The sequence below is a fragment of the Micromonospora trifolii genome, from assembly GCF_022229005.1.
Taxonomy (GTDB): Bacteria; Actinomycetota; Actinomycetes; order Mycobacteriales; family Micromonosporaceae; genus Micromonospora; species Micromonospora trifolii.
In genome coordinates, this window is sequence record NZ_JAKKFD010000048.1 from 20523 (window position 1) to 44766 (window position 24244).

General features: G+C 69.8%; 23 protein-coding genes and 1 riboswitch. Of the genes, 7 read left to right on the plus strand and 16 right to left on the minus strand.

What is annotated here, in order from left to right; genetic code table 11:
* Position 1 precedes the first annotated feature (1 nt).
* Positions 2–937 carry a DUF2332 domain-containing protein gene (locus tag NIE79_RS27205; protein WP_238681271.1) on the minus strand — a complete coding sequence of 312 codons (936 nt, stop codon included), beginning with the start codon at positions 935–937 and terminating at the stop codon, positions 2–4.
* Positions 938–1083: 146 nt separating this feature from the next.
* On the opposite strand from NIE79_RS27205, the gene NIE79_RS27210 reads away from it, so the two are divergent.
* Positions 1084–2196 (plus strand): FAD-dependent monooxygenase, encoded by a 1113-nt coding sequence (locus NIE79_RS27210; protein WP_238681272.1) that lies wholly within the window; start codon positions 1084–1086, stop codon positions 2194–2196.
* Between the two features lie 50 nt (positions 2197–2246).
* On the opposite strand, the gene NIE79_RS27215 is transcribed toward NIE79_RS27210, so the two are convergent.
* Together NIE79_RS27215 and NIE79_RS27220 are read right to left on the minus strand one after the other, a co-directional pair.
* Positions 2247–3212, minus strand: coding sequence for a CU044_5270 family protein (locus NIE79_RS27215; protein ID WP_238681273.1), 966 nt, complete (start codon positions 3210–3212; stop codon positions 2247–2249).
* A 16-nt stretch (positions 3213–3228) separates the two neighbouring features.
* The gene (locus tag NIE79_RS27220) at positions 3229–3798 is read right to left on the minus strand and encodes an RNA polymerase sigma factor (RefSeq protein ID WP_238681274.1); all 570 of its coding nucleotides are present in this window, start codon (positions 3796–3798) and stop codon (positions 3229–3231) included.
* Between the two features lie 152 nt (positions 3799–3950).
* A riboswitch (ZMP/ZTP riboswitch) is annotated at positions 3951–4032 on the plus strand.
* 13 nt (positions 4033–4045) lie between these two features.
* Here NIE79_RS27220 and NIE79_RS27225 point away from each other — a divergent pair.
* Positions 4046–4945 carry a bifunctional 5,10-methylenetetrahydrofolate dehydrogenase/5,10-methenyltetrahydrofolate cyclohydrolase gene (locus NIE79_RS27225; protein WP_238681275.1) on the plus strand — a complete coding sequence of 300 codons (900 nt, stop codon included), beginning with the start codon at positions 4046–4048 and terminating at the stop codon, positions 4943–4945.
* A gap of 63 nt (positions 4946–5008) precedes the next feature.
* Here the strand turns inward: NIE79_RS27225 and NIE79_RS27230 are convergent, their stop codons facing one another.
* Both NIE79_RS27230 and NIE79_RS27235 read right to left on the minus strand, forming a co-directional pair.
* Positions 5009–5191: a hypothetical protein gene (locus NIE79_RS27230; RefSeq protein ID WP_238681276.1), complete on the minus strand. Its 183-nt coding sequence runs from the start codon at positions 5189–5191 to the stop codon at positions 5009–5011.
* Complete coding sequence (locus NIE79_RS27235) at positions 5188–5406, minus strand: hypothetical protein (RefSeq protein ID WP_238681277.1); 219 nt, start codon at positions 5404–5406, stop codon at positions 5188–5190. The genes NIE79_RS27230 and NIE79_RS27235 overlap by 4 nt, the downstream gene beginning before the upstream one ends.
* A gap of 481 nt (positions 5407–5887) precedes the next feature.
* Here NIE79_RS27235 and NIE79_RS27240 point away from each other — a divergent pair, with 481 nt between their 5' ends.
* Together NIE79_RS27240 and NIE79_RS27245 are read left to right on the plus strand one after the other, a co-directional pair.
* Positions 5888–6748 (plus strand): helix-turn-helix domain-containing protein, encoded by an 861-nt coding sequence (locus tag NIE79_RS27240; RefSeq protein WP_238681278.1) that lies wholly within the window; start codon positions 5888–5890, stop codon positions 6746–6748.
* A 10-nt stretch (positions 6749–6758) separates the two neighbouring features.
* The gene (locus NIE79_RS27245) at positions 6759–6941 is read left to right on the plus strand and encodes a DUF397 domain-containing protein (RefSeq protein ID WP_238681279.1); all 183 of its coding nucleotides are present in this window, start codon (positions 6759–6761) and stop codon (positions 6939–6941) included.
* Positions 6942–7357: 416 nt separating this feature from the next.
* Here NIE79_RS27245 and NIE79_RS27250 read toward each other — a convergent pair whose 3' ends face one another.
* The 6 genes from NIE79_RS27250 to nrdR form a co-directional block, all read right to left on the minus strand.
* Positions 7358–7906: a hypothetical protein gene (locus NIE79_RS27250; RefSeq protein ID WP_238681280.1), complete on the minus strand. Its 549-nt coding sequence runs from the start codon at positions 7904–7906 to the stop codon at positions 7358–7360.
* 64 nt (positions 7907–7970) lie between these two features.
* A complete protein-coding gene (locus tag NIE79_RS34315) occupies positions 7971–8267 on the minus strand; it encodes a type II CBASS E2 protein (RefSeq protein WP_504894153.1) in 297 nt (98 codons plus the stop codon).
* 186 nt (positions 8268–8453) lie between these two features.
* Positions 8454–9512, minus strand: coding sequence for a nucleotidyltransferase family protein (locus tag NIE79_RS27255; protein ID WP_238681281.1), 1059 nt, complete (start codon positions 9510–9512; stop codon positions 8454–8456).
* A gap of 83 nt (positions 9513–9595) precedes the next feature.
* A complete protein-coding gene (locus NIE79_RS27260) occupies positions 9596–9733 on the minus strand; it encodes a hypothetical protein (RefSeq protein ID WP_238681282.1) in 138 nt (45 codons plus the stop codon).
* A gap of 421 nt (positions 9734–10154) precedes the next feature.
* Complete coding sequence (locus NIE79_RS27265; RefSeq protein WP_238681283.1) at positions 10155–13061, minus strand: vitamin B12-dependent ribonucleotide reductase; 2907 nt, start codon at positions 13059–13061, stop codon at positions 10155–10157.
* Positions 13062–13096: 35 nt separating this feature from the next.
* Positions 13097–13597, minus strand: a complete 501-nt coding sequence (nrdR, locus tag NIE79_RS27270) for a transcriptional regulator NrdR (RefSeq protein WP_091400542.1) — start codon at positions 13595–13597, stop codon at positions 13097–13099.
* A 539-nt stretch (positions 13598–14136) separates the two neighbouring features.
* On the opposite strand from nrdR, the gene lexA reads away from it, so the two are divergent.
* Complete coding sequence (gene lexA, locus NIE79_RS27275) at positions 14137–14922, plus strand: transcriptional repressor LexA (protein WP_030337371.1); 786 nt, start codon at positions 14137–14139, stop codon at positions 14920–14922.
* A 76-nt stretch (positions 14923–14998) separates the two neighbouring features.
* On the opposite strand, the gene NIE79_RS27280 is transcribed toward lexA, so the two are convergent.
* Positions 14999–16774: a hypothetical protein gene (locus NIE79_RS27280; RefSeq protein ID WP_238681284.1), complete on the minus strand. Its 1776-nt coding sequence runs from the start codon at positions 16772–16774 to the stop codon at positions 14999–15001.
* A 50-nt stretch (positions 16775–16824) separates the two neighbouring features.
* On the minus strand, positions 16825–18279 hold the full coding sequence (hflX, locus tag NIE79_RS27285; protein ID WP_238681285.1) for a GTPase HflX: 1455 nt from the start codon (positions 18277–18279) through the stop codon (positions 16825–16827).
* Positions 18280–18462: 183 nt separating this feature from the next.
* Here hflX and NIE79_RS27290 point away from each other — a divergent pair, with 183 nt between their 5' ends.
* A complete protein-coding gene (locus tag NIE79_RS27290; protein WP_238681286.1) occupies positions 18463–19929 on the plus strand; it encodes an NAD-dependent malic enzyme in 1467 nt (488 codons plus the stop codon).
* Positions 19930–20019: 90 nt separating this feature from the next.
* Here the strand turns inward: NIE79_RS27290 and dapF are convergent, their stop codons facing one another.
* Genes dapF through NIE79_RS27305 form a run of 3 tightly spaced genes read right to left on the minus strand, consistent with a single transcriptional unit; the run spans position 20020 to position 22560 of the window.
* The gene (dapF, locus tag NIE79_RS27295) at positions 20020–20865 is read right to left on the minus strand and encodes a diaminopimelate epimerase (protein WP_238681287.1); all 846 of its coding nucleotides are present in this window, start codon (positions 20863–20865) and stop codon (positions 20020–20022) included.
* Positions 20866–20872: 7 nt separating this feature from the next.
* Positions 20873–21808 (minus strand): tRNA (adenosine(37)-N6)-dimethylallyltransferase MiaA, encoded by a 936-nt coding sequence (gene miaA, locus NIE79_RS27300; protein ID WP_274524736.1) that lies wholly within the window; start codon positions 21806–21808, stop codon positions 20873–20875.
* Positions 21793–22560 (minus strand): class III extradiol ring-cleavage dioxygenase family protein, encoded by a 768-nt coding sequence (locus NIE79_RS27305; RefSeq protein ID WP_238681289.1) that lies wholly within the window; start codon positions 22558–22560, stop codon positions 21793–21795. The genes miaA and NIE79_RS27305 overlap by 16 nt, the downstream gene beginning before the upstream one ends.
* A gap of 150 nt (positions 22561–22710) precedes the next feature.
* Here NIE79_RS27305 and NIE79_RS27310 point away from each other — a divergent pair, with 150 nt between their 5' ends.
* The gene (locus NIE79_RS27310; protein WP_238681290.1) at positions 22711–23919 is read left to right on the plus strand and encodes a DUF349 domain-containing protein; all 1209 of its coding nucleotides are present in this window, start codon (positions 22711–22713) and stop codon (positions 23917–23919) included.
* Positions 23920–24244 lie beyond the last annotated feature (325 nt).

Here is a 24244-nt window from a genome sequence, read left to right on the forward strand (position 1 = left end):
GTCAGCCGAACCAGATCAGCGCCTGGCCGTGGCCTCTGGCCCAGGCCAGCGGCTTTCCGTCGAGCGCGAGGACGTTGTGCAGGGCGTCGCTCGGCGGGTCGGGCAGCCCGTCGTGCCGGAGCACCTCCGGCGCCTCGTTCGCCACCCAGTGCCCCGGCAGCTCCCCGACCAGCCGGACGAACGCGTCGCGGCGCGGCGGCGGCACCTGATAGAGCACTGACGTGTGGAAGACCACCAGCGTCGCGTCGGTCGGCGCCCGCGCGGCCAGCGCCGGCAGGTCGTCCACCAGGTCGCCACGGACCAGCAGCGGCGGGTCGGCTGCGGCGACCGCCGCCGCGGCGCGCAGCCGGGCCTGCCGGTGGGCGTGCTCCGGCCAGATCAACGCGTCCAACCAGGACACGTCGTCGGGATCGGTCACGTCGAGCGGGTTGAGGTCCAGGCCGGCCCGCCACACCACCTGGGGTACGCGCGCCGGCGGCACCAGACCGTTGGCCGCGCAGTCGAGGACCAGCTCACCGACGCCGACCTGATGGTCGCCGTAGCGGTACGCGTACCGGTCGGGGTAGAGGCAGAGCCCGGCCGACGCGCCGACCTCCAACAGGGCCAGGGGCTGCGGCAGCGCGGCGAGCACCGGCAACAGGACAGCGCACCGGCCCGCCTCGTTCGTCTGGGTGGCCCGGGCCCGCATCTGCGTCTCGATGGCCGGCCAGTGCGTCACCACGTACTCGTGGAACGCGGCCGGGTCGTCGACCGGGCCACCGAGCCAGCGGACGACACCGAACAGCAGATTCGGCTGCCGCTTGGCCGGCGGAAGCCCGTCGAGCAGGGTGAGCAGGTCGTCGTCGCGGGCGACGGCCTGCGACAGGCGCTCATACGTCGCCGACACCCCGCGCGCCTCGTGGCTGCCGAACCTGGCGTACGCCTCAGCGGTCGTCATGCCCTCATCGTCGCAGCCCATTCCTCGGTAATTCAGCCCCCATTTCCGTGCGCTGACTCACCCGCCTCGTAGAGTGCTGCGGCGGCCGGACCGTTGAGCAGCAGCTCAGCTGGGGTGCGGGCAGGGGCAACAGGGAGGAACGTGTCGTGCGGGGTGACGGTGTCCGGGTACTGATCGTCGGCGGAGGTGTCGCCGGACTGGCGACGGTCGCTGCTTTGCGCGAGTGGGGCGCGACGGTCGACGTGGTCGAGCGGGCGCCCGGGCCGGCCGACTCCGGCACCGGCATCTACCTCACCGGCAACGCGACCCGGATGCTCGACGTACTCGGTCTGCGGGAGCCGGTCGCCGACGTCGCCGTGGAGATCACCCGGCAGCGCAGCGCCAACCAGCGCGGGCGTCGCCTCTTCGACATCGACGTGGCCGCACTGTGGCGGGGCGTCGGGCCGTGCGTGTCGCTGCCCCGGGCACAGCTGCACCGCGCGATGCTCGCCGGTGTCGGCGACGCCCCGATCCGCTGGGGCCGCCAACCGGTCGCGCTCGCCGAGGAGGGCGACGTGGTCGCCGTCGAGTTCGACGACGGTGCCACCGAACGGTACGACCTGGTGCTCGGCGCGGACGGGGTGAACTCGACGGTCCGCCGGCTCGCCTTCGCCGGTCAGGCGGCCCGCGACCTCGGTCAGTACGCGTACCGGTGGGTCGCTCCCCGCGTCGACGACGAGCCGGTCTGGTCCGTGCAGTTGGGGCGCGGTCGGCAGTTCCTGACCATCCCGATCAGCACCGAGCAGACGTACTGCTACTACAACGACGGCCCGGCGACCGAGCGGCCCGGCTGGCGCGACGAGCTGGCCGAGACGTTCACCGAGCCGGTGGCCACCATGCTCAAGGCCCTGGACTACGACGACAGCACCCTGCACGCCGGGCCGAACCAGGAGGTCGTGCTCGACTCCTGGTTCCGGGGGCCGGTGCTGCTGATCGGCGACGCCGCCCACGCCACCTCACCGAACATGGCCCAGGGCGCGGCGATGGCCCTGGAGGACGCCGTCGTGCTCGCGTCGTCGTTGGCCAACGCCGATTCCGTCGCCGACGCGCTGCGTGGTTTCGAGGCGCGGCGCCGCCCGCGGACCGACTGGGTGCTCAGCCAGACCCACCGCCGGGACAAGGCCACCGGGCTCCCGCCCGCGCTGCGCGACCTGGTGATGCGCCGCCTCGGCGAGCAGATGTTCCGCTCGAACTACGGACCCCTGTTCGCCCAGCCCTGACCGGTCCGACGTGACCGGCCCGGCCAGTGCTGGGGCATGCCCGCCACCGCTCAGGGCAGCTGGCCCGGCCGGTCCACGATTGCGATGCGGAGTAGCGCGACAGCCATGTCCAGGGACTCCTTGCCGTTGCGCACCACCGAATTGCGGGTGCCAAGGTAGACGTGGGAGTCCCGATCGAAGATGAGATCCACGTTACCGCCGATCACCCCGGGCATCCGGATCGCTACCCCGTGCCGGCCAGCCGCGTCCACCACGTCGCCCGATATGACCACCGCTCCGGGCTCCCGTGCCAGCACCTCGAACAGCGCCGCGAGCGCGCGGGGCGGTACGTAGCCGCTGCGGACCATCGACCGCGCGGTGGTGTACACCATGCTCTCGTCCCCGTAGACGGCCTCCTCGTCGGCCCCTTCGGGAAGGTGCAGGTCGACAGGGTTCTTCCGAAGGTATCGAAGCAGCTCGTCCGGATCGGTGGGCAGGTCGCCGTGGTACGCCGGCGGCTGGAACGCATCGAGCTTCTTCGTGGGGTCGGCAGCATCGCCCATCCGGAGCTCCCTCAGCTCACCCCACCCGTTCGGATCGTTCTCCGGTCGGTAGCGTCCCTGCGCGTACGCGACTCCGCCGGCCGACTGCCACAGTTGGCTCCGTGTGGTCTGGTAGGGACCGCTGTCCGGCAGGTCCCGGATCGTCACCAGGTATTCCGTGAAGACGTACTGATCGGGTCGGGCGGTGAGCTCCGGCTGTTGCCGGGCCGCGTCGGCGGCCAGATGGAAGATCTCCGACGCGCTGGCCGTCGGCGGCGGCTGATCGCCCAGCCTCATCGTCTGAACCGCCAGCGCGCCGGCGGTCAGCGTGACCGCCAACCCGAACGCTCCGGCGAGGCGCCAACCGCGCAGGAACCGGGTACGGCGTCCGGCGGGACGGGCCGCCGCCATCTCGGCCCGGTGGGCGACGTGTGCGGTCAGATCCCTGAGGAGCTGCTCCTCGAAACCCTGCGGCGACCGTTCGGTCTCGTTCATCGTCATCTCCGTCTCATCAGGCGAGGGTGGTGACCGGGCGGGCGAGCACGGCGCGGACGACGCGGCGGGCACGATGCAGGCGGACCCGAGCGGCGACCGGCGACACCCCCAGCACGGTCGCGGCCTCCGCGACGGTGAGGCCGTCAACGGCGACGAGTTCGACAAGCGTTCGGGTGCCCTCGGGCAGCTCGCTCAGCGCCCGATGGGTGCGACGGGCCACCGACTCGGCGTCGATCCGCTCCTCGATGCGGGCGATGTCATCGGGGCCCAGGTCCCGCCGTCCGGCCATTCGGCCGGTCACCCTCAGCCGTTGGGCAGCCCGACGCCGCTCGTCGCCGATGACGTTGCGGGCCACCCCGTACAGCCAGCCGATCTGGCTACCCCGGTCCGGCCGGTAGCCGGCCGCCGACTCGATCACCGCCAGGAACACATCGGCGGTGAGGTCGGCGGCGAGGTGTGGATCGTCGACCCGCCGCGCCACGAACCGGCTTACCGCCTCCAGATGCCGCCGGTAGAAGACCTCGAAGGCCACCGGATCGGCTCCGATGCCGGAGATGTCGTCATCGGCTTGGCTCGGCTCATTCACAGGCCGTCCTCCCTCGTAGCCCTCACACCCCTTCTTCGTACGGCAGAGCACGAGTGTTACCGAACCATTCGGACGGCGGGTGCGGATCCGCCCGGCGCTGACGGCGGCGCTGCTGGTCCAGTTGGGCAACCGCCCTGGTGATGCGGCATTATCGAGGCACCGGCGACTGGCGGCACGGGGATGGTGCAACCATCGGGGAGCCTCTCGCGGGCGTCGACCGCCTGGGCGCCTGCGTCGAGGGACCGTCATGACCACGACCAGCCAATCCGCAGAACAGCACGCCCCGTCGGGCCTGGCCCGACTCCTGCCGGGTGCACCCGTCGCCGAAGCCGTCCTGGCCGAGACCGCCGACGCCGCCGCCCGCCTCCGCAACCGCGGCATCACACCGAGCCTCGCCACGATCCTCGTCGGCGACGACGACGCCAGCGCCGGTTACATCGCCATCAAGCAGCGTCAGGCCGCCGCGCTCGGGTTCGCCTCCCCGCACGTGCACCTGCCCGCCACCGCCACCCAGGCCGAGCTGCACCAGGCCATCGCCCGGTTCAACAGCGATCCGGCCGTACACGGGCTGCTCGTGCAGTACCCGGTGCCGGGGCATCTGGACTACGACGCGGCGTTGCAGACCATCGACCCGGACAAGGACGTCGACGGTATGCATCCGCTGAACATGGGGCGTCTCGCCGTCGGCCTGCCCGGCCCCCTGCCGTGCACCCCCGCCGGGATCGAAGCTCTCCTGGCGTACTACGAGATCCCCGTCGCCGGTCGTGAGGTCGTCATCCTCGGCCGCGGCGCCACCCTCGGCCGCCCCCTGGCCATGCTGCTCGCCCAGAAGCGCCCGACCGCCAACGCCGCCGTCACCGTCGTGCACACCGGGGTGCCCGACTGGGCCCGCTACACCCGCCGCGCCGACATCCTCGTCGCCGCCGCCGGCGTACCCCGGATCGTGCAGCCTGAGCACGTCAAGCCCGGCGCCGTCGTCATCGGCGCCGGCGTCCGCTACGAAGGGCGGCGCCTCCTACCGGACGTGGACGAGGCGTGCGCCGAGGTCGCCGGCGCCATCACGCCCCGGGTCGGCGGGGTCGGTCCGACCACCGTCGCGATGCTGTTCCGCAACGCCGTGCGCGCCGCCGAGCGAGCGAGCCAGTAGCCCGGTTCCGCCGTCATCGCCAAGATCACTTGATGCTGGGTAGTCATTTCGGCTCGTCCACAACTACTCAGCATCAAGTGATCGAGGCGGCTTCCTGCGTTTGGAGATCTCCTCCATGTGCTGGAGCTGGTGCTGCCGGACCATCTCGTCCCAGACCTCCTGGTCGTAGTCCGGATCCGGCGGGATCCACTTGTGCGAGTTGTCGCTGTAGTGGAACCGCTCGTCTCCCCGCCGGATCAGACTCACCGAACCCAGCCCAGGAAGCGCCGGTGCAGCAGCCCGGCGGGCACCCAGGTGAGATCCTCGGCCGCCCAGACCAGGTAGGACCCCATGTAGAGACCCAACGACCCAGGTGCACCCTCGAACTCGGCACGCAGCTCGGTGCGCCGGGTCCGGCAGGGCCAGGGCGCGGCGCAGCCACCGCAGGTCCACACCGGAAGGACCGGGCCGTGGGTGGTCACGACAGACCTTCCAGGAAGCGCCGGCTGGCCGACTGGGCGTGCCAGCGGGCCGCCCATTCCGCCTGATAGCAGGGGTACGGGGATAGTCGCGCCCACCACCAGCGACAGCCGGCGCAGAGGCCGTCGACGCCGGGCAGGTGCACGGACAAGATTCGTCCGACCTGATCCTCGGTCACTCCTGCTCCTCCCCTGGCCAGTGGCCTCGCCGGATCGGGATGCGGTGCCGGGCTCGGCACGGCAGGTCGGCCCCACAGCGGCAGATCCGCCGCCATCGCTGCCACGACCAAACCGGCCGGTGCCGCCGGGCGAGAGTCATTGCTACCGCCAGCAGGTAGTCGTCGTATGGCACACGCGATCCCATTAGGCTCCAAAGTTGGACTCCTATTTTGGAGGTACAACTAGGGTAGAGTTGGACTCCTAAATTGGGAACCTCTTCGCGGCGTGTCGCGATGACCGGCTACGGCGGGGCCATAATCAGCCGGTGGTGAACCCGACGATCCAGCGACGGCGCCTCGGCCTTGCTCTCAAGCGAGCTCGCGAAGGTGCAGGCAAGACGCAGGACGAGGCGGCTGTTGTCATCGACGCGGCAGCAAGCAAGATCAGCAGGATTGAGCTTGGGCAGTCGGGGATCAGGCTCACCGACTTGAACCTGCTGCTCGATCTGTACGGGGTCCGGGGCGATGAAGCCGAGCCACTGCGCGACCTCGCACGAGCAGGGCGGCAACGCGGACGCTGGAGCACCTACCGGAACGCCGTACCTGACTGGTTCCGCCAGTACCTGGACCTCGAAAGTGACGCATCAGAGATCCGTTGGTACCAGCCAGAGGTCATCCCCGGAGTTCTCCAGATCGAGCCGTACATCCGCGCCATGAACGCGATCGCCCATCCTCGCCCGTCCACCGATGAGGTCGACCGGCAGGTTGCCGTCCGCATGGAACGTCAATCGATCCTGCGCCAGAACGATGGGCCGGACCTGAACTTCATCCTCAGCGAGTCGGCGCTCCGACGAAGCCTCGGCGACGGAACGACCATGCGCCGCCAACTCCTGCACCTGGCGGAGGTCAGCGAACAGCCCAACGTCGCGTTGCAGGTATTTCCGTTCGACGCGCAGACCTACGAGACGGCGTCGTTCAGCTTCATCATCCTGCGTTTCGGCGATGACGCGGCATCCGACGTGGTCTACGTCGAGACCTTCACCGACGCGGATTACCTTGACCGGCCCGACGCCGTGCGCGCCTACACTCGACTGTGGGACCGACTCCGGGCAGCCGCTCTCGGGCCGGTAGAGTCGCGCAAGCTCATCCTGCGGATGGCGGACGACGTGGAGCGGCAACAGACCTGAAAGAGTGATCATGGAAACCTCGGATCGCCTGGTCTGGCACAAGTCGAGCTACAGCGACAACAACGGCGGCGCGTGTGTCGAAGTAGCCGAAGTGGATACGAGCATCGCGGTACGCGACAGCAAGGATCCCAACGGGTCGACCCTTCGCTTCACGAGAAGCGCCTGGTCGCGGTTTGTTCGGAGTACTCGGTAGCTCAACGACGGCGCAGTAAGCGTGCTGTGGGCTCGCGGTGAATGCATGCATCTGTCGGAAGACGAATCGCCAGGTGCAACCGCCCCTTCTCTCAAGCGCGGGCGACAAGGATCGCCGAATTTGTATCAGTAGGGCCGTTGGTGCCCGGGCTCAGTGCCTTGAGTCATCTTGATGACTCAAAGCATCGTGACTAACGGCAAGCATCTTCCGCACACTCCCGAGGATCCTGCAACCGCGCTGCCCCTACACGGATAAGAGAGACCGGGACAGCGGGGCCTTCCGCGCACGCCCGCTACGGCCACAGCTCTCGCAGACTGGCAGGCGGATGCTGGGTGCATCTTCAAACCGCAGGCAGCATGGCGGGGGATCGGCGACCCTGCCAATGCAGCAAGCCAATAGGCCATGACCCAGGTAGGTCAGGCTTGGAGCCACCGCCAGAACTTCCACCACCGACGGCCCAGGTCGCGCCCCATGGCCACTAGAAGCACCTCTTTTTTCGCTAGTGACACGGAGCGGTCGAAGGGACGGACCACGTTCATGTCACGATGTCGCTTGGCTGGCGGCTTGTTCCACTGTGCGCTCATTTGCCTCCCGGCCTCGGTGCGAGCAGCGGCGACGTAGGCGTCGTACGCGTCGGCGACGCCTCTCGGTGCATGTAGACGCAGCAGCACCTTATGGGCGTCAAGGCGGGCCTGGATGGCGCTGAAGTCCGCTGAGAGCGATGCCCGCTCTGTAGCGTTGTTGTGACACCGAGCAACGCGGTAGGGGCCCTCGACGTACTCCGAAACCGCCTGAATGGACTCGGCGTAGGTCTGGGCGCGCCGTTCGCGTCGGCTATGGGCACTGGTGACACCGAACCCGATCGCAACGCCTGTCACAGCGATGAGAGCAGCTAGGAGGGTTGCGCCGTTGGCCCAGGTGAAGTTGTCGAACAGCTTCCAGTCCCAAAATCTCAGGTGATCCACCCATTTTCTCCCCTCACCTTGTCACGGTCTGGGCTTACCCGGGAGGGAGGCACCGAGACGACATTCAGCTCGAGGCAGGACTGACTTCATCGCGGAGGTCGTCTTCGTGAGGCGCCTCCTCTCCCAGCCACTCACCTGTTTCGCGCCACCACGCTTCCTTGAACAGGTGGTGTGCGGCAATGGCGAACAGCGCCAGAAGACCCTCCGCCACCCGCCAACGGCGTTCCGGCTGATCGCCGGGCAGCCACAAGCACAGCCTTGTCCGACCTCGCTCCGAGTAACGGTGCGGCGACTCAGTGGGCCCATCGGCATATACATCTGGGTGACTTGGATATCGTCGGTGAAACTCAATCCTGACCATCCGTCTCAGGTCATGATCGATTAGCACGCTTGCTACCCAGATGTCGACCGAACCCGACAAGCGCCGCCGGTGCTGGTAGTGCAGGTCAGGAAGCTCACGACGTGCGCAGCTCTCGGTTTTCGCTCGACGGAGCGGATCATCGAGCCACGACCAAGGCCGCTTCGGCGTCCCGCGGGGCGTAATCACTCAGCCCTGCTCGCCGAAGGACCGCACCGAAGTGTTCACCAGTGCGCCGGAGAGCCCGAGGACACCGCCAGCTCCAAAGCGCAACTGCGAGCCCGGGTCACGGGACTCTGCGACCACCTGTGCCTTCGAGAAGGCGTCGAGGGCCGGCGGTACAAACTCGGGGAACAGCGGCGCGAGTGCCCGGCGGACCCACTCCGCGTCATCGTCGTGATCCAAGGCGCTCTGGAGCTGGCTGGCGGCATACCTGAGACGAAACAGCGCCAAGTCGCAGTCCTCGACCTTGATGTCCGCCGACACCTGGGCCGGGTCCGGTGTCAGCCTCTGCGCCAAGTCCGCGGCTCCGTCACGCCAAATGGCCAGCAGTGCCTCGGCGTCGCTCATGCCGGGCCTGACGAACATCCAGCCGAACGCCTCGATGTTGAACGAGCACAGCGGCGGACGCTCGGTGCGCTTGTTCTCGGCCTTCGCGAGGCGGATGGCGTGCTGACGGACCAGGCGGAGAGTCGCCGGTTCGGCGGTAAGCAACTCGGTGTGCTTCTCCGGGTGCGAAGGGTCCCAGGTATCGCTCTCGGTGTTTGGAATCCATAGGCCCGGCAGTTGGGCACGGTCAAGTCCGACGACGATATCTACGGTTGGATCTTCCCCGCCCGACAGCGGCTCGTCGAAGGCTAGCAGGATGGCGCGCTTAGTCACCTTGGCCTTGACCTTGGGGTAGGTGCCCTTCAGCTCACGCTGGAGGTGGTCTGCCATCTGGTTCACGACCTTGTTCGGACCCTGCCCGAGCAGACTGTCTGGTCCGAGGTGGGAGTAAGCGCGCCGGTCCAAGACCACCCCGCAGTCGGCGTCCAGCCCAGCGTCGCGCCGGTGGACTGGGCAGTTCGCGGTTCGGTGGGCGATGGACCCGGAGGCAAAGGTGCGGTTGGTGGAACCGAAGGCGTCTGCGGCACCGCGAACGGCATCGCGGCGACCCCGGGCCTCCTTAAGCGCTTCGTCCTTTGGGGCGATCTGGCTACGGATGATGTCGAGTAACTCAGCAGTCTTGCTGGTGGTTCGTGTCACTGGTACTCCTTAAGCGAGGTGAGAAGCTACGGCGCTGCGGCCAGATGACGGTCCTCCCCTTCGAAGAGAGGACCGCCCCGGAATCACTTCCGCTTCGGCGTCTGGGACAACGCGCTGGCGGCAGCCGACTTCGCGGCCTTGCTCGCCTTCGGATTGCTCAGCACCTTGCCTGCAGCCCGCGCCGCTTTGGCGCTGGTCTGCTTGGTGTTCCTGCTAGACATTTCTCACCTCCTGCCCGCGTCGATGTGACAAGTCGGCGCAGACAGTGGTCTGATACGGATGATCGCCCGCATCTGACAGGTCTGTCAGTGCCACGGAGGGCCGGCCCGGCCAGGCCGGCCCTCCGCTGACTTGTCTGGGCCTCTGCAGCCCCCTTCTTCTGAACATCCCGCGCCGGCTATCCCGACCGGCCGAGAAGACCTGATGCCGTCCCCGTGGGCGGCGGCAAGCGAATCGCCCGGTCGGTGTACGGGCAACTCGTGCTCCGAATCGGCCCGGTCCCTCACGGCGAGGGACCGGGCCGTGTTCGTTCGTGCGATTTAGCACCCATCGCCTTGGAAGTGATAGCCCTAGATCTTGACAACTAGTCGATTGCGAAGATCAGGTACAACTCACTCCCGTGCTCCTGCCGCGGGCTCTACGTCAGCTGCAGCCGCTGGTGGAGCCGCAGCCCTCGCAGACATAGCAGCTACCGGCGGGGCGCATCTTCGTACCGCAGGTGAAGCAGAGCGGCGCGTCGGCGGCCTTGCCGATCACGGCCTCCAGCAGTTCGGTGCTGGAACCCACGCTCGGAGCCGGCTTGGCGGCGGCCACGTCGGCCATCTCCTGGGCCGGTTGGGCGACAGCCTCCGGCTTGGCCGGGGTCTCGACCGGCGCGGACGACGCCATCGCGGTGAGCTCGGCGCCGGTGACGCCGGCGGCCTCCGCGTCGGCCTCGGCCCGCAGCTGCGCGGCCCGCTCCGAGGCGGTGAAGATGCCCAACTCGGCGCGGCGCTCGTAGGGCAGGAAGTCCAGCGCCAGGCGACGGAAGATGTAGTCCATCACCGAGGCCGCCATCCGCACGTCCGGGTCGTCGGTCATGCCGGCCGGCTCGAAGCGCATGTTGGTGAACTTGCTGACGAACGTCTCCAGCGGCACGCCGTACTGCAGGCCGATGCTGATGGCCACCGAGAAGGCGTCCATCACGCCGGCCAGGGTCGAGCCCTGCTTGGACATCTTCAGGAAGACCTCACCGAGGCCGTCGTCCGGGTAGGACGACGCGGTCAGGTAGCCCTCGGCGCCACCGACGGAGAAGCTGACCGTCTCGGACGGGCGCTTCTTCGGCAGGCGCTTACGCACCGGCCGGTACTCGATGACCTTCTCGACCGCGGCCGGCGCGGCCGGTGCGGTCTCGACGGAGGCCGGCTCGGTGGACTTGTTGGACTTGGCCACCGAGAGCGGCTGGCCGACCTTGCAGTTGTCCCGGTAGATCGCCAGCGCCTTGAGGCCGAGCTTCCAGCCCTCGAAGTAGATCTTCTCGACGTCCTCGACGGTGGCCGCCTCCGGCATGTTGACCGTCTTGGAGATGGCGCCGGAGACGAACGGCTGGATGGCCGCCATCATCCGCACGTGACCCATCGGGGCGATCGTCCGCTCCCCCATGGCGCAGTCGAAGACCGGGTAGTGCTCCGGCTTGAGGCCCGGGGCGTCGACCACGTGGCCGTGGTCGGCGATGTGCTCGACGATCGCCTCGACCTGCTCCTCGGGGTAGCCGAGGCTGCGCAGGGCGCGCGGCACCGTCTGGTTGACGATCTGCATCGAGCCGCCGCCGACCAGCTTCTTGAACTTGACCAGCGCCAGGTCCGGCTCCACGCCGGTCGTGTCGCAGTCCATCATGAAGCCGATCGTGCCGGTCGGGGCGAGGACGCTCGCCTGCGCGTTGCGCCAACCGAACTTGTCGCCGATCTTGTTGCCCTGGGTCCACTGCTTGGTCGCCTCACGCACGATGGCGGTGGCCACCGGGCTGGTCGGCTTGATCTCGTCGTTGGCCGCCGCGTGCTTGCGCATGACCCGCTTGTGCGGCTCGGCGTTGCGGGCGTAGCCGTCGTACGGGCCGACGACGCCGGCCAGCTCGGCTGAGCGGCGGTAGGCGGTGCCGGTCATCAGGGACGTGATCGACGCGGCGACCGAGCGGCCCTGGTCCGAGTCGTACGGCAGGCCGGTGGCCATCAGCAGGGCGCCCAGGTTGGCGTAGCCGATGCCGAGCTGCCGGTAGGCGCGGGACGTCTCACCGATCTTCTCGGTCGGGAAGTCCGCGAAGCAGATCGAGATGTCCATCGCGGTGATGACGAACTCGACGGACTTGACGAACTTCTCCACCTCGAAGCCACCGTCGGCGCGGAGGAACTTCATCAGGTTGAGCGAGGCAAGGTTGCACGAGGAGTTGTCCAGGTGCAGGTACTCCGAGCACGGGTTCGACGCGGTGATCCGCCCGGTCTCCGGGCAGGTGTGCCAGTCGTTGATCGTGTCGTCGTACTGCAGGCCCGGGTCGGCGCACTCCCAGGCGGCCTGGGAGATGGAGCGAAAGAGGTTCTTGGCGTCGACGGTCTCGATCACCGAGCCGTCCAGCCGGCCGCGCAGGTCGAAGCCCTTGCCGTTCTCGACCGCCGACATGAACTCGTCGGAGACCCGGACCGAGTTGTTGGCGTTCTGGTACTGCACGCTGACGATGTCGGAGCCGCCGAGGTCCATGTCGAACCCGGCGTCGCGCAGCGCGCGGATCTTGTCCTCCTCGCGCGCCTTCGTGACCACGAACTCCTGGATGTCCGGGTGGTCGACGTCGATGATGACCATCTTGGCCGCCCGGCGGGTCGCGCCGCCGGACTTGATGGTGCCGGCGGAGGCGTCCGCGCCGCGCATGAAGCTGACCGGGCCTGAGGCGTTGCCGCCGGAGGAGAGCAGCTCACGGGACGAGCGGATCCGCGACAGGTTGACCCCGGAGCCGGAGCCGCCCTTGAAGATCAGCCCCTCCTCCTTGTACCAGTCGAGGATCGAGTCCATCGAGTCGTCGACGGCCAGGATGAAGCAGGCGCTGACCTGCTGCGGCGACGGCGTGCCGACGTTGAACCAGACCGGCGAGTTGAAGCTGAACACCTGGTTCAGCAGCATCCAGGTCAGCTCGTGCGCGAACACCTCGGCGTCGGCCGGGCTGGCGAAGTAGCCGTACTCCTCGCCCGCTGTGCGGTAGGTGGTGACCACCCGGTCGATCAGCTGCTTGAGCGACCACTCCCGCTCCGGGGTCCCCACCGCTCCCCGGAAGTACTTGGTGGTCACGATGTTGGCCGCGTTGACGCTCCACGACTCCGGGAACTCCACCCCACGCTGCTCGAAGTTGATCGAGCCGTCCCGCCAGTTCGTCATCACGACGTCACGGCGCTCCCAGGAGACCTCGTCGTACGGGTGGACCCCCTCGGTCGTCCACACCCGCTCGATCTTCAGCCCCGCGCCTGCCTTGTTCCGTGAACGGCTAGTTGTCACGCCGTCGCCCCCCTCGTCTGCGCGGTCACCCACCGCGCGTCCCAATCTCTGTGAAAAACCGTGAAGACTCAGCTGGTACGGCCGGCGGCCTCAACCGCATCGGCCCGGCCCTGCTCCCGGGCTCGCGCCGCGGCCCGCAACGTCTCGATCTCGCGCTCGAAGTCGGCGAGCGAGTCGAACGAGCGGTAGACGCTGGCGAACCGCAGGTAGGCGATCTCGTCCAGGTCGCGTAGCGGACCCAGGATCGCCAGGCCCACGTCGTGGCTGGGGATCTCGGCGGCCCCCTTGGCCCGGACCGTCTCCTCCACCCGCTGCGCGAGCAGCGCGAGTGAGTCGTCGTCCACCGGCCGGCCCTGGCACGCCTTCCGCACCCCGCCGATGATCTTCGTGCGACTGAACGGCTCGGTCACCCCGCTGCGCTTGACGACAGCGAGGACCGCCTCCTCGACGGTGGTGAACCGCTTGCCGCACTCCGGGCAGGACCGCCGCCGTCGGATGAGCTGGCCGTCGTCGGCCTCCCGCGAGTCGACCACCCGGGAGTCAGCGTGCCGGCAGTACGGACACCGCATCGCCCACCTCCAAATAATGATCAACTGCGAGCACACCGAACACTCCCGGGCACGACCGACCCCGACGGTGCCATCCTCGGACGACGCCCGCCGTGATCGACGTTACGGGAGTGCGGTCGGTAGTCAGACCCAACCTGTAGGCAACTTACGCCCGTGTCACTACTACATCTAGGGGTCGACCGTATGTCGCCGGGGAAGCCGGGTCAAGTTGGCCGGCGTGTCCGGCGCGTCACGGACCACCCGGTCATCCACGCCCCGCACAACGCCCGAAGACCCAACGTCACGATCCCGGCCGGGTTACCGGCCAGCCGGCCGGATCCGCCCGGAAAAAGGTCCACGATCGAACACCAGTGCTACCTGACGTACCATTTATCAGAACATCCGTACGAGCGGAGCGCTTTTTCACCCCGACACGCCGGTGAGAGGTCGTACAGATGTTTGAAAATGACTGATCTCACCTATACGGTCATGAACAACGTGGCACCACCGCACGCACCACGAGCCGACGAGGCACCCAGCGCCGACCAGGGAGGACGGACGTGACCGAGGACCGGGCCAGCCGGCCGAAGAGCCCGCAGCAGATCACCGAGGCGGGCCCTCCAGCCACCCGACGCCGCAGCGCCGCGCGCAGCCGGACGGGTCAGCCCGCCGTGCGCCAGGTCACCCCGGTGGTCAGCGCCTTCCCCGACCCGGCGACGGTCGACCTGACCGCCCGCCAGCGGCGCATCCTGGAGTTCATCCGCACCTGGGTGGAACGACACGGCTACCCGCCGAGCGTCCGGGAGATCGGCGAGGCGGTCGGCCTGGTGTCGCCGTCCAGCGTCGCCTACCAGCTCAAGGAGCTGGAGAAGAAGGGCTTCCTGCGCCGCGACCCGAACCGGCCGCGCGCTGTGGACGTCCGCGCCCCCAGCGAGGCGATCGACGACGAGCTGTCGAGGGCACAGCGCCCGACCCCGGCGTACGTGCCGATGCTCGGTCGGATCGCCGCCGGTGGGCCGATCCTCGCCGAGCAGGCCGTGGAGGACATCTTCCCCCTCCCCCGCGAGCTGGTGGGTGAGGGCGAGGTCTTCATGCTCCAGGTCAAGGGCGACTCGATGCTCGACGCGGCGATCTGCGACGGCGACTGGGTGGTCGTCCGGCAGCAGCCGACCGCCGACTCCGGCGAGATCGTGGCCGCCATGCTCGACGGCGAGGCGACAGTGAAGACCTATCGGCGGCGCGACGGGCACGTCTGGCTGATGCCGCAGAACCCGGCCTTCGACCCGATCCCCGGCGACGACGCCACCATCATGGGCCGGGTCGTGGCGGTGCTACGCCGGATCTGACCGATCGGCGGGTGGGTGCTGACGGCGCGCCCACCCGCACCGCTCGTTCAGGGCGGGGTGAGCGCCTCAGCGCCGATCAGTAACGGTCGCCCCGGTGACCGCGACCGCCCCCGGGATACTGCCCGTACGGGTCCACCGGCGGCGCGTCGTCGTCGTCGCGTCGGCGGCCGGGCCGCTGACCCCGGTAGTCGGGCTCCTGCCCACCGCGCCGTGGCGGCTCCGCGCGACCGGGCTGACCGCCCTCGCCGCCGTACACGCCACTGCCAGGACGACCATCGCCACCGCCCTGGGGGCGACCGCCGCCACCCTGCGGACGGCCGCCGCCACTGGCCGGAGGGCGTCCACCACCACCAGCCGGGGGACGACCACCGCCAGCCGGGGGACGACCACCGCCACTGGCCGGAGGGCGTCCGCCACCGCCGTACACGCCAGCACCGCCGCCGCCGCCGTCCGGTCGCGGCGCACCGTAGCCACCGTCAGCCGAGGCCGGTCGACCGCCACCGCCGTACACGGCACCACCCGCTGGGGCCGGGCCACCGCGACCCGCACCACCTGCGGGGGCTGGGCCGCCACGACCCGCACCACCGCCGTAGACAGCGCCGCCGGCCGGCGCGCCGCCCCCGTAGACACCACCCCTGCGGTCATCGTCGGCCGGGAACCCGTCGACGGCACGGCCCGCGCGCGGGCCGAACGGCTCGCCATCCGGCTCCGACGGGTCGGACGCGTCAGCGGTCGGCGGGCGACGGCGGGCGCGAACGATGCCGAAGATGCCGGCGGCGACCAACAGCAGGCCGATCAGCCCGACCGCGCCGACCAGGTACGTGATGTCGTCGAGGCTCAGCCCGTCGGTCCAGGATTTCGAGGCGGCCGGCTTGGCGCCGTCCTCGGCAGCCAGTGGCACCGCGGTCGACGTGGACGGGGCGTAGCTGAGGATGTCGAGCGGCTCGTCTTCGGTGAACCGGCCCGCGTCGGAGACGGTGAGGAACGACTTTCCGTCCGAGGTGTAACTGATGGCCTCGCCGAACGGGTCGGCCAGCGGCGTCACCCGCGGCTTGCCGGTGGTGAGCGCGCCCACGATGTCGCCACCTGTCACGTCGAACTCGAAGGCGTCCGCATAGGTGCGCAGGACCACCCGGGAGCCGTCCGGTGCCCGGGACGCGCCGGTGATGGCGATCCGGCCGAACGTGTTGAGGGTGTTCTCCGTCTGGGTTTTCGGCAGCGTGAGCTCGCCGGCCTTAAGCATCGGCACCGGGGCGGTGTCGCCGCTCTTGAGGGCCGCCGACGGCGTGTAGATCTCGGCCTTGCCGCTGGTCACCTTGGTGATGATCACCGGTTTTCCGTCGTCGCCGATGAGCAGCGCCTCGGCGTCGTGCGGCTTGGCCTCGGGGTAGGAGAGCCGGTGCAGCGTCGGCGCCTTGGCGCCGGTGACCGGCATCGACCAGAGCGCGACGCGGCTGCGGCGCTCCTTCGAGTCGGGGTTGTCACCGGTGTCGGCGATCCAGAGGGTCTTACCGTCCTTGGACAGGGCAAGATCCTCGGTGTCGAACGGACCCTGCCCCGAGTAGCGGACCGGCTCCTTCGAGATCTTGCACTTGCTGTCGAGGAAGAAGACCCGCTTACGCTCCGGGACCTCGGTGCCGTCGTTGATGACGATGTAGCCACTCTTGGTGGCGACCAGCCCGGACAGCTCCCGTAGGCGCTCGTCGGCGATCGTGCACCGCTTCTGGCCAGGGTTCGCGGCGGGCGGCCCGGACGCCCCAGGGGCGGGAGCCGCTGCGGCGACTCCGGCGAGCGCCACGGTTGCCCCGAGCAGGCCGAGGGCAACCGTGACCGAGGAAACAACGCGGCGCATTCGGCCAGTGTCGCATGCCGCGCGTTTCCGGTGGATGACGCCGTGGTCGCTCAGGACCGGCTGCCGGCCGCCTGCCCCTGCCGCTCCACGTCGAACGCCGTCAGCTCCGCCGCCAACTCCGCGCCGACGCGGACGTGCAGGAGAGTGCCCTCCGGCAGGTGCGACGTGCTGAGCACCTCGCCCGTGCGGTGCGCCCGAGCCACCAGGTCGCCCCGGTCGTACGGGAGCACGGCCCGGACCTCCACGGCCGGGCTCGGCAGCCGCTCCTCGATCGCCACGCGCAGCTCGTCCATGCCCCGCCCGGAGTACGCGGACACGAAGATCGCGTCTGGCCAGAGCCGCTTGAGCCGCAGCAGAGTGTCCTCGTCGGCCGCGTCGGTCTTGTTGACCACCAACAGCTCGGGAAGCCGGTCAGCGCTGACCTCGGCGAGCACCGCGTGGACCGCCCGGACCTGCTCCTCCGGATCCGGGTGGGTGCCGTCCACGACGTGCACCACCAGATCCGCCTCCGCGACCTCCTCCAGCGTCGAGCGGAACGCCTCGACGATCTGGTGCGGGAGGTGTCGGACGAAGCCGACGGTGTCGGAGAGGGTGTAGAGCCGCCCGTCCGAGGTGGTGGCCTTGCGGGTGGTCGGGTCCAGCGTGGCGAACAGAGCGTTCTCCACCAGCACGCCCGCGCCGGTCAGCCGGTTGAGCAGGCTGGACTTGCCGGCGTTGGTGTAGCCGGCGATGGCGACCGCGGGAACGGAGTTGCGGGAACGTCGGGCGCGCTTGGTCACGCGTACCGTCTTCATGCTCTTGATCTCGCGACGCAGCCGGGAGATGCGGTGACGGATGCGCCGCCGGTCGGTCTCCAGCTTGGTCTCACCGGGACCACGGACACCCACACCGCCGCCGGCGCCGCCGCCCCGGCCGGAACCACCGGTCTGCCGGGAGAGCGTCTCACCCCAACCGCGCAGTCGGGGCAGCAGGTATTGGAGCTGGGCCAGCTCGACCTGCGCCTTACCTTCCTTGCTCTTGGCGTGCTGGGCGAAGATGTCGAGGATCAGCGCGGTGCGGTCGACGACCTTGACCTTGGTGCGCTGCTCCAGGTTGCGCAGCTGCGACGGGGACAACTCACCGTCACAGATGACAGTGTCGGCGCCGGTGGAGAGCACCACTGCGCCGAGGTCGTCGACCTTGCCACGGCCGATGTACGTGGCCGGGTCGGGTCGGGTACGACGCTGGATGAGCCCTTCGAGCACCTGCGAACCGGCGGTTTCGGCCAGCGCGGCGAGCTCGGTCAGCGAGTTTTCCGCGTCGGCGACGGTACCTTCGGTCCAGACGCCCACCAGAACGACCCGCTCCAGCCGCAGCTGGCGGTATTCCACCTCGGTGACGTCGGTGAGCTCGGTTGACAGACCCGGGACGCGTCGGAGGGACTGTCGCTCCGACAGCTCCATCTCGCCGGTGGTGACGTCGTCGAGCTCGTCCTCGACGGGGACAAAGCTCTCCTGGTCTCGCAAGCGGTTCTCCTGTCCGTTTTGATAAGTAGAACGTAATCCTGACATGACACAACGCCGAACGCACCTGCTATATGCCCATGGTGAAGGTCGCCAAAAGTGGGGGCGAATGCTGGTCGGCCGCGACAACCCGGTAGAAATGCGGGCGGCGGCCGATCGGCCGCACAGCCGTTACGGAGGGATCCCGTGGCCATCACCCGAATGCCCAGCGCCGGATTTTCGATCACCATTCGGATCGCCGTGACCGCGGACGCCTCCTCGATCGGGCGGCTCACCACCTCCGTCGGCGAGGCCGGGGCGATCGTCACGGCGCTGGACGTGGTGGACTCGGACCCGACCCACGTGATCGTCGACCTGACCTGCGACACCGCCGACGCCGGTCACGCCGACCAGGTGGTCGACGCGCTGACCGCGCTGGACGGCGTGGATGTGCGCAAGGTGTCGGACCGGACGTTCCTGCTGCACCTCGGCGGCAAGATCGAAGTGACCTCGAAGGTCGCGCTGCGCAACCGCGACGAGTTGTCCCGCGCGTACACCCCGGGGGTGGCCCGGGTCTGCATGGCGATCGCGGAGAACCCGGCCGACGCGCGGCGGCTGACCATCAAGCGCAACACCGTCGCGGTGGTCAGCGACGGCTCGGCGGTGCTCGGCCTGGGCAACCTCGGCCCGGCCGCTTCGTTGCCGGTGATGGAGGGCAAGGCAGCGCTGTTCAAGCGCTTCGGCGGGGTGGACGCCTGGCCGGTGGTGCTGGACACCCAGGACACCGACGAGATCGTGCAGATCGTCAAGGCGATCGCGCCGGCCTACGGCGGCATCAACCTGGAGGACATCGCCGCGCCGCGCTGCTTCGAGATCGAGGCCCGGCTGCGCGAGGCGCTGGACATCCCGGTCTTCCATGACGACCAGCACGGCACCGCGATCTGCGTGCTGGCCGCGCTGACCAACGCGCTGCGGGTGGTGGGCAAGCGGCTCGAAGACGTCCGGGTGGTCGTCTCCGGAGCCGGCGCGGCCGGCACCGCGATCATGAAGCTGCTGCTGCGTCAGGGCGTCGGCGACATCATCGCGTACGACCGGGAGGGCGCCCTGCACCGCGGGCTGACCGGGCTCAACTCGGCCTGGCAGTGGCTGGCGGAGAACACCAACAAGGAGAACTACTCCGGTGACCTGCCCGGCGCCATCCGCGGCGCCGACGTGTTCATCGGGGTCAGCGCGCCGAACCTGCTCACCGGCGACGACATCGCGCAGATGGCGAAGGACTCGATCGTCTTCGCCCTCGCGAACCCGGACCCGGAGGTGGACCCGCGGGAGGCGCGCAAGCACGCCGCGGTGGTCGCCACCGGCCGCTCCGACCAGCCGAACCAGATCAACAACGTGCTCGCCTTCCCCGGGGTGTTCCGCGGAATGCTCGACGCGCATGCCGAGGAGTTCACCGAGGAGATGGCCCTCGCGGCCGCCCGGGCCATCGCCGACGTCGTCGGGGAGGACAAGATCAACCCGACGGTGATCGTGCCGAGCGTCTTCGACTCGCGGGTCGCCCCGGCGGTCGCCGCCGCCGTCCGCGCCGCCGCGCACAACCCCAGCCCGCTCCCGGCCGCCGACCCCGGCCCCGCCGACCTCCCCGAGATCGCGGCCAGCGCCAGCGCCACCCCGTAAGCCATGCCGTTGATCAAGAGGTTTGCGTCAGGAATCACGCGAATCTTGACGCAAACCTCTTGATCAACGCAGGTGGCGGTGGGGCACGCGTCAGGGGCGGAGCGTGGGGAGGCTGAGCTCGCCGGTGGCCACCAGGACGGCGGGGCCGGAGAGCCAGCAGGAGTCGGCAGTGACAGTCACCGTCAGGCGGCCGCCGGGCACGTCAACGGCGACCACGCCGGTGTCCCGGCCGGCGTCGCGCAGCGCCACCGCACCCACCGCGCAGGCACCGGTGCCGCAGGACAAGGTCTCGGCGCTGCCGCGCTCGTACACCCGCATCAGGCTGTGCTCGTCGGTGCCGTCGACCGGGTCACCCGCCACGATGAACTCCACGTTCACCCCGCTCGGGAAGACCGCCGGGTCGAACCCGGGTGCGACGGTCAGGTCCAGCGCCGACAGCTCCACGCCGGCCGGCAGCACGCAGACCAGGTGCGGGTTGCCGACGTCCACCACAGCACCGGTCACTGTCAGCCCGCCGAGGGTGGCGGCGGAACTGTCGTACACCTGGGGTCGGCGCATCTCGACGGACACGACGTCACCCTCGACGAGCGCGCGCACCACGCCGGCCCGGGTGGCCACCGGCAGCGCCGCACCGGCCGGCGTGGCCAACCCGGTGTCGAGCAGGTAGCGCACGAAGACCCGGGCGCCGTTGCCGCACATCTCGGCGAACGAACCGTCGGCGTTCCAGTAGTCCATGAACCACTCGGCCTCGCTGGCCAAACCCGCGCCGTCCGGATGCTTGGCCGCGCGGACCACCCGCAGTACGCCGTCCGCGCCGATGCCCCGACGCCGGTCGCAGAGCGCCGCGACCAGCTCCGGGGTCAGGTCGAGCTGACCGTCCGGGTCGGGCAGGAGGACGAAGTCGTTGCCGGTGCCGTGGCCCTTGGTGAACTCCACTGCCCCATTATCGCGTCTCGGCCGGCACCAGACGCAGGGCGGCCCCGATCAGGTCCGGGGTCGTCGAGTCCAGCCAGTGGATCCGCGGGTCGCGCCGGAACCAGGACCGCTGCCGGCGGACGAAACGCCGCGTCGCCCGGACCGTCTCGTCGTGCGCCTGCGCCTCGGTCAGCTCACCGGCGAGCAGGCGCAGCACCTGCTGGTAGCCCAGCGCCCGACTCGCCGTCCGCCCCTCGGGCAGGCCGCGCCCGACCAGCTCACGGGTCTCCGGCACCAGGCCGTCGGCCCACATCCGGTCGACCCGCAGCGCGATCCGCTCGTCCAGTGGGCCGGTGTCCAGGTCGACGCCGAGCTGCACCGACGGGTAGTACGGCGTGGGCTGCGGCAGCGAGGCGGCGAACGGCGCGCCGGTGAGCTCGATCACCTCCAGGGCCCGCACGATCCGCCGACCGTTACCGGCCAGGATGCCCTGCGCGGCGACCGGGTCGGCGGCACGCAGCCGCGCGTACAGCGGGGCCGGGCCGACCTCGGCCAACTCCCGTTCCAGCCGCTCCCGCAGCGCGGCGTCCGTGCCGGGGAACTCGAAGCGCTCCAGCACCGCCCGCACGTACAGCCCGGAGCCACCGACCAGTAGCGGCACCCGCCCCCGGGACAGGATATCGTCGACCGCCGCGCGGGCCAGTCGCTGGTACTCCGCGACGCTCGCCGGCTCGGTGACCTCCCAGATGTCCAGCAGGTGATGCGGCACCCCGTCCCGCTCGGCGAGGGTCAACTTGGCGGTGCCGATGTCCATGCCCCGGTAGAGCTGCATCGAGTCGGCGTTGACCACCTCCCCGTCCAGGGCGTGCGCCAACGCGATGCTCAGCGCCGACTTGCCGGCCGCTGTCGGGCCGACCACCGCGACGACAGTGCCGACACCGGCGGTGGTCACACCCGCCCCCAGGACGCCACGAAGTAGGCCACCCCGTAGGGGGCGGAGTCGTGCAGCAACTCGCCGCGCCACCCACCACCGGCCGCGCGGGCCGCGCCGGCGAGCACCTGCCAGGGGCCGCGACCGGCGGCCTTCAGCTCCGTCGACACCACCGGGTCGAGGTCGAGCAGGGCGTCCAGGTCCGCGCCGGCCAGCGCCGCGGCAACCCCCCGGTCGTACGGGAGGGCGCGCGCGTCGTCGTACCCGGGTGCTTTCTCGCCGCGGCAGGCCGACCCGTCCCCGAGCACCAGCGACGCCACCCGGTCACCGGTGGCGCCGACCTCCTGGGCGAGCGCGGCCAGCTCGGCCGGGCCGGCATCGGCGGCCACCTGCACGGCGGTCACCGGCGGTGGGGTGCCGTGGCGGGCCAACAGCCACGCGCCGATGGTCAGGCTCAACGGCAGCACAGCGCCCCGGTCCGGTTGACCCGACACCAGCGGCACGTCCAGGTCGACACCCCAGGGCTGGAGCGAACCGGTCGCCGGGGTGCGGATCGGGCCGGTCACCGGGCCGGTGCCCACCAGCACCACAATGTCCGGATTGGTGGCCAACAGCCGGCGCACGGCGGTGTCACAGGCCGCCCGCAGATCGTCCAGCTCCGGGGCCGCGGCACCGGCCACCTCGGGCACGAGCAGGGGCGGATGCGGGCAGACGGCGGCGGAGACCAGTGGCACCCGTCCACCGTAGCGGGAATCCCCGGTGCGTCTCCGAGCCGATCCGGTCATTAGGCCCCTAGGACACCGTATGGTCACGGTCGGCGATAGGCGCTCGACGCGGACCGGGTCGGACCTGTGACAATGCCGGAAGCAACTTGGCTGCGCCGTGGCGGCGACGGGGGATCGATCCCTCGACGCCGGGAGAACGAGGATGGGCACATGAGCGACTGGACTGCCTTCGGACGGGTGGACGCGGACGGCACCGTGTACGTCAAGACCACCGAGGGAGAGCGGGTGGTCGGATCCTGGCAGGCGGGAGCACCGGAGGAGGGCCTGGCACACTTCGCCCGTCGCTTCGCCGACCTGGTGACCGAGGTGGACCTGACCGAGGCGCGACTCAAGTCGGGTGCGGCGGACGCCGGGCACTCGTTGAGCACGATCCGGCGGATCCGTACCACGCTGCCCGAGGCCAACGTGGTCGGCGACATCGACGCGCTGGCCGCCCGCCTGGACAAGCTGGCGACCCTCGCCGAGGAGAAGGCTGGCGAAGCGCGCGCCGCCCGGGACGCCGCTCGCGGCGAGGCCCTGGCCCGCAAGACCGCGCTGGTCGAAGAGGCCGAGAAGCTGGCCGCCGAATCCACCGGGTGGAAGACCGCCGGGGACCGGCTCAAGGAGATCCTCGACGAGTGGAAGACCATCCGCGGGGTCGACAAGAAGGCCGACGGTGAGCTGTGGAAGCGGTTCGCCGCCGCCCGGGACGGCTTCACCCGCCGCCGGGGTGCCCACTTCGCCTCCCTGGACTCGCAGCGCAAGCAGGCGCAGACCGCCAAGGAGGAGTTGGTCGCCGAGGCGGAGAAGCTCTCGGACTCCACCGACTGGGCCGCCGCCGCCAACCAGCTCAAGGACCTGATGACCCAGTGGAAGGCCGCTCCGCGCGCCTCCAAGGAGGCCGAGCAGAAGCTCTGGGAACGGTTCCGGGGTGCGCAGGACGCCTTCTTCAGCCGGCGCAGCGAGGTCTTCTCCGCACGGGACAACGAGCAGCGCGGCAACCTGGAGCGCAAGCAGGCCCTGATCGCCGAGGCCGAGGCGTTGGACATCGACGCCGACCCGAAGGGCGCCCAGGCCAAGCTTCGGGAGATCCAGGCCCAGTGGCACGAGGCCGGCCGGGTGCCCCGCGAGGCGGCCGCCGGGCTGGAGCGTCGACTGCGCGTCATCGACGACAAGGTCCGTGACGTGATGGACTCGGCGTGGCGCCGCACCACCAAGGAGGACAACCCCCTGCTCGCCCAGATGCGGGCACAGGTGGCGGAGGCCGAGGACCGGCTGGCCCGGGCGCAGAGCGCCGGGGACGCACGCCGGATCAAGGAGGCTGAGCAGGCCCTCGCCTCCAAGCGGCAGTTCCTTCAACTCGCCGAGCAGGCCGGCTGAGCTGACGACGTCCGGAGCCCCCGGTCCCCAGCGGGACCGGGGGCTCCCGCGTGTCCGCCCCTCATGCCCCGCGCCCCGCGCCCCGCGCCCCGCGCCCCGCGCCCCGCGCCCCGCGCCCCGCGTCGAGATCCGCGCAACTTCCCGGATGTTGCTGCCTCCGACGCGCGGGATGCAGCAACATCCCTGATGTTGCGCGGATCTTGACGACAAACCTGTGCCTGACCGGCCGGAGCAGGGTTCGGGGTGCGTGCGGCCACCAAGGTCATGCTCGATCCAGGATGTAGTGGCCACGAAGCGCCGGAAAGCCACTACATCCAGGATCGAG

What these genes read in the sequence shown, in the direction of transcription:
- NIE79_RS27205 (WP_238681271.1), bottom strand. Translation starts at nt 937, where the DNA reads ATGACGACCGCTGAGGCGTACGCCAGGTTCGGCAGCCACGAGGCGCGC.
- NIE79_RS27215 (WP_238681273.1), bottom strand. Translation starts at nt 3,212, where the DNA reads ATGAACGAGACCGAACGGTCGCCGCAGGGTTTCGAGGAGCAGCTCCTC.
- NIE79_RS27225 (WP_238681275.1), top strand. Translation starts at nt 4,046, where the DNA reads ATGACCACGACCAGCCAATCCGCAGAACAGCACGCCCCGTCGGGCCTG.
- NIE79_RS27245 (WP_238681279.1), top strand. Translation starts at nt 6,759, where the DNA reads ATGGAAACCTCGGATCGCCTGGTCTGGCACAAGTCGAGCTACAGCGAC.
- NIE79_RS34315 (WP_504894153.1), bottom strand. Translation starts at nt 8,267, where the DNA reads ATGGTCAGGATTGAGTTTCACCGACGATATCCAAGTCACCCAGATGTA.
- NIE79_RS27260 (WP_238681282.1), bottom strand. Translation starts at nt 9,733, where the DNA reads ATGTCTAGCAGGAACACCAAGCAGACCAGCGCCAAAGCGGCGCGGGCT.
- nrdR (WP_091400542.1), bottom strand. Translation starts at nt 13,597, where the DNA reads ATGCGGTGTCCGTACTGCCGGCACGCTGACTCCCGGGTGGTCGACTCG.
- NIE79_RS27280 (WP_238681284.1), bottom strand. Translation starts at nt 16,774, where the DNA reads ATGCGCCGCGTTGTTTCCTCGGTCACGGTTGCCCTCGGCCTGCTCGGG.
- NIE79_RS27305 (WP_238681289.1), bottom strand. Translation starts at nt 22,560, where the DNA reads ATGACCGGATCGGCTCGGAGACGCACCGGGGATTCCCGCTACGGTGGA.
- NIE79_RS27310 (WP_238681290.1), top strand. Translation starts at nt 22,711, where the DNA reads ATGAGCGACTGGACTGCCTTCGGACGGGTGGACGCGGACGGCACCGTG.